The sequence below is a fragment of the Rhizobacter sp. P3_B12 genome, assembly GCF_056402895.1.
The window spans coordinates 1-2,926 of the sequence record NZ_JBFUGN010000789.1; the positions used below are offsets into that span (position 1 = coordinate 1).

Here is a 2,926-nt window from a genome sequence, read left to right on the forward strand (position 1 = left end):
GCGCGGCGAGGTGCGCATCGAGCGCGACACGCAGGGCGTGCCGACCATCCACGCGGCGTCGCGCGAGGACGCGATGTTCGGCCTCGGCTTCGCCCATGCGCAGGACCGGCTGTGGCAGCTGGAGACGCACCGCCGCATCGGTGCCGGCCGGCTGGCCGAGGCCTTCGGCGAGCCGGCGCTCGAGACCGACCGCTTCCTGCGCGCCCTCGGCGTGCGCCGCGCGGCGCAGGCGCAATGGGAGCAGGCCAGCCCGGCGGCGCGGGCCGCGCTCGAGGCCTACAGCGCCGGCATCAACGCGTACCTGGCCGGTTCGCTGAAGGCGCGGCCGCCGGAGTTCGTGCTGCTCGGGCTGCAGCCGCAGCGCTGGACCCCGGTCGACAGCCTGGCCTGGGCGACGATGATGGCCTGGGACCTGGGCGGCAACTGGTCAACCGAGCTGCTGCGGATGCGGCTCTCGCTGAAGATGCCGGTGGAGCGCATCAACGAGCTGCTGCCGCCGTACCCCGGCGAGCAGCCGCTCGCGACGGCCGACTACGCGGCGCTGTTCCGCGGGCTGAAGGTGGACGGCACGCTCGGCCGCCAGGCGCTGCGGATGGCGCCTGAATCGGGCGTCGAGGGCGTCGGCTCCAACAACTGGGTGCTCGCCGGCTCGCACACCGAGAGCGGCAAGCCGCTGCTGGCCAACGACCCGCACCTGAAGCTCAGCGCGCCGTCGCTGTGGTACCTGGCGCGGCTCGACGCGCCCGGCTTCCATGTGGCTGGCGCGACGATGCCCGGCCTGCCGATCGTCGTGCTCGGCCAGAACGACCGCATCGCCTGGGGTTTCACCAACACCGCGCCGGACGTGCAGGACCTCTACCTCGAACGCCTGCGCCCCGGCGACCCGGCGCAGTACCAGACGCCCGAAGGCTGGGCGGCGTTCGAGCGCAGCACCGAGGTCATCCACGTCAAGGGGCATCCCGATGTGACGGTGACCGTGCGCAGCAGCCGCCACGGGCCGGTGATCTCCGACGCGGGCGGCCCGACCGAAGGGCTGACCGGTGCGCCGAACGCGCCGGCCTATGCGCTGGCGATGCGCTGGACGGCCCTCGACGCCGATGCCGGGACGGCGGTCGATGCTGGCATCGGTTTCAACTCGGCACGCTCGGTCGACGAGTTCATCGCGGCATCGGCGGGCTACATCGCGCCGATGCAGAACATGGTGGTGGCCGACACGCAGGGCCGCATCGCGATGGTGGCGCCCGGTCGCGTGCCGGTGCGCGGGCCGGAGCACGACCTGAAGGGCCTGGTGCCGGCGCCGGGCTGGGAGGCGCGCTACGACTGGGTCGGCAGCGTGCCGGCCGGCGAGACGCCGCGCGAGATCGATCCGGCCCGTGGCTGGATCGCGACCGCGAACCAGCGCATCGTCGGCCCCGGGTACCCGCATTTCCTGACCAGCGAGTGGGCGGTGCCGTACCGCCAGCAGCGCATCGAGCAACTGCTGGCCGCGACGCCGAAGCATTCGATCGACAGCCTGCGGGCGATCCAGCGCGACCAGCTGTCGCTGGCGGCACTGAAGCTGCTGCCGGTGCTGCAGCGCGCGGCATCGCCCCACCCGCTGGCCGCGGCGGCGCAGCGCGAGCTGGCCTCGTTCGACGGCACGATGGCGGCCGAGCGCGCGGCGCCGCTGATCCTGTCGGCCTGGGTGCGGCAGCTGACGCAGGCGGTGTTCAGCGACGAACTCGGCGCCGCGCTGTATGAGCGGCAGCTCGGCAGCCGCAGCTTCCGCGAGGCGCTGGAGGGCGTGCTGGCGCGCCAGGACGCCTGGTGGTGCGACGACAAGGCGACCCCGGCGGCCGAGACCTGTGCGCAGCAGGTGGACGCGGCGTTCACGCGGGCGCTCGACGAGCTGCAGCAGTCGCAGGGCAGCGATGTGGCGAGCTGGCAATGGGGCCGGGCGCACCAGGCCCGGGCCGAGCACCGGCCGTTCAGCAAGGTGARGGCGCTGGCAAGGGGGTTCGAGCTGCGGGCGCCGGTGGGCGGCGACACCTACACCGTCAACGTGTCGCGCGTCGGCCTGCGGCCGGACGCGACGACCGGCGAGCTGTACCTGGCCGAGCACGGGCCGTCGCTGCGGGCACTGTACGACCTGGGCGAGCCGGCGCGCTCACGCTTCATGCAGTCGAGCGGGCAATCGGGCATCGTGTTCTCGCCGCTGTACCGGAGCTTCGTGGAGCGATGGGCGAAGGTGGAGGACGTGCCGGTGTGGGGCGGGGCGGCAGAGCACACGCTGGTGTTGTCGCCAGCGCAGCCGGCGGCGCGCTGATGAACGGTCGATCAGGAGTCGAGATCAGCGATCGAGCTGGGCCAGCTGGCTGACGATCTCCCGCGTGCTCAGCAGCCGCACACCCTGGGCGGCCAGCGCCTCGTTCTGGCGGGCGATGATCTCGTCGGCACCCGTGGTGCCATCGGGCCAGGTGCCGTGCGAGTCGCTGGCGAGGACCACGTCATAGCCGAGGGCCAGCGCCGATTGCGAGGTGTGGGTGACGCAGACCTCGCTCTGCAGCCCGCACACCAGCAGCTGATCGATGCCGGTGCCGCGCAGCAGCGCGTCGAGCCCGGTGTTCTCGAACGCGCTGAAAGCCTGCTTGGCCACGCGGGCCTCGCCCGGCAGCGGCGCGACATCCGGGTGGATCTCCCACTGCGGCGTGCCGTGCACCAGCACGCCCGTGGGCTCGCCATGCTGCACGTGCAGCACCGGCAGGCCCGCGCTGCGCGCCGCGGCGATCAGCTGGGCGGCATGGCGCAGCAGCCGCTCGCCCGAGTCGATCGGGTCGCACTTGGCACCATCGAAGGCACCGATTTGAAGGTCGATCACCAGCAATGCCTGCATCGTCTGCCCTTTCATACCGACCCGAACAAGGCCTTGCGCTGCGCGGTGTAGGCC

Annotated in this window: 2 protein-coding genes; one reads left to right on the plus strand and one right to left on the minus strand. The window is 72.6% G+C overall.

Annotation, left to right across the window (positions count from 1 at the left end; translation table 11 throughout):
- Positions 1-2,305, plus strand: a 2,305-nt coding sequence (locus AC1D01_RS27990) for a penicillin acylase family protein (RefSeq protein ID WP_477872226.1), incomplete at its 5' end; no start/stop codon positions are given.
- A gap of 24 nt (positions 2,306-2,329) precedes the next feature.
- Here AC1D01_RS27990 and AC1D01_RS27995 read toward each other — a convergent pair.
- Complete coding sequence (locus AC1D01_RS27995) at positions 2,330-2,872, minus strand: cysteine hydrolase family protein (RefSeq protein WP_477872228.1); 543 nt, start codon at positions 2,870-2,872, stop codon at positions 2,330-2,332.
- Positions 2,873-2,926 lie beyond the last annotated feature (54 nt).

Excerpts from the sequence above, each read along its gene's own strand:
- AC1D01_RS27995 (WP_477872228.1), bottom strand. The coding sequence starts at position 2,872 with ATGCAGGCATTGCTGGTGATCGACCTTCAAATCGGTGCCTTCGATGGT.